The organism is Streptomyces ipomoeae 91-03, assembly GCF_000317595.1.
Classification (GTDB): domain Bacteria; phylum Actinomycetota; class Actinomycetes; order Streptomycetales; family Streptomycetaceae; genus Streptomyces; species Streptomyces ipomoeae.
In genome coordinates, this window is sequence record NZ_AEJC01000391.1 from 1 (window position 1) to 810 (window position 810).

Sequence of the window (810 nt, forward strand, 5' to 3'; positions counted from 1 at the left end):
CGCCATCAGCTCTTGGCCACGAGTTCCTTGAGCGCGATGTTGAGTTCGAGGACGTTCACGCGGGGCTCGCCCATGAAGCCGAGCGTACGGCCCTTGATGTGCTCGTCCACGATCTTCTGCACCTCGGCGACCGGAAGCCCGTTCTTCTCGGCGACGCGGCGCACTTGGAGCTCGGCGTACTGCGGGGAGATGTCCGGGTCCAGGCCGGAGGCGGAGGAGGTGACGGCGTCGGCGGGCACCTGCGAGGGCTTGACCGTGTAGCCGGGTACGGAGTTGTCCTCGACGACCGCGGCTTTGGCCGCCTCCACCTGCTTGATGAGCTCCTTGTTGTCGGCGGAGAGGTTGGTCGCACCGGACAGCAGCAGCTTGTACTGCGTGTTCACGGTGTTCGCGCCCAGGCCGTTCGCCGGGCGGCCCTGGAACCACCTCAGGTCCGGCTCCGGGGTCTCCTGCCCCTTCTTCAGCGGCAGGTTGTACGACTGGCCGATCAAGGAAGAGCCGACGACCTTGCCGTCCGCCTTGATCTCCGAGCCGTTCGCCTTGCCCGGGAACAAGCCCTGGGCGATGCCGGTGATCACCAGCGGATAGATGACACCGGTCACCAGGGTGAGGACGAGGAGGGCGCGCAGGCCCGCCCCGAGCAACCGGGCGGTGTTCGTGACGGAGTTGTTCATGGCGATCAGTACTCTTTCGAAGAGTTACAGCCCGGGGATGAGGGATATGAGCAGGTCGATGAGCTTGATGCCGATGAAGGGGGCGATCAGTCCGCCGAGGCCGTAGATCGTGAGGTTGCGGCGGAGCATCTTGTCC

General features: G+C 65.3%; 1 protein-coding gene. It reads right to left on the reverse strand.

The features are described 5' to 3' along the window. Positions 1-5 precede the first annotated feature (5 nt). Positions 6-674 carry a potassium-transporting ATPase subunit C gene (locus STRIP9103_RS25120; RefSeq protein WP_009321907.1) on the reverse strand — a complete coding sequence of 223 codons (669 nt, stop codon included), beginning with the start codon at positions 672-674 and terminating at the stop codon, positions 6-8. Between the last annotated feature and the right edge of the window lie 136 nt (positions 675-810).

Excerpts from the sequence above, each read along its gene's own strand:
- STRIP9103_RS25120 (WP_009321907.1), bottom strand. The coding sequence starts at position 674 with ATGAACAACTCCGTCACGAACACCGCCCGGTTGCTCGGGGCGGGCCTG.